Raw genomic sequence first — 243 nt, forward strand, 5'->3', positions numbered from 1 at the left:
TTATCAAAAACCTTCCAAAAGGAAAATTTTATGGCACAAGTAATCAACACTAACAGTCTGTCGCTGCTGACCCAGAATAACCTGAACAAATCCCAGTCCGCACTGGGCACCGCTATCGAGCGTCTGTCTTCTGGTCTGCGTATCAACAGCGCGAAAGACGATGCGGCAGGTCAGGCGATTGCTAACCGTTTCACCGCGAACATCAAAGGTCTGACTCAGGCTTCCCGTAACGCTAACGACGGT

Annotated in this window: 1 pseudogene; it reads left to right on the forward strand. The window is 49.8% G+C overall.

Annotated elements, in window-relative coordinates:
* Positions 1-30: 30 nt before the first annotated feature.
* Positions 31-243: pseudogene (locus HV477_RS28145) on the forward strand (flagellin FliC); the annotation flags it as partial.

It is taken from the genome of Salmonella sp. SG203, from assembly GCF_013350575.1.
In the GTDB taxonomy this organism is placed as follows: Bacteria; Pseudomonadota; Gammaproteobacteria; order Enterobacterales; family Enterobacteriaceae; genus Salmonella; species Salmonella enterica.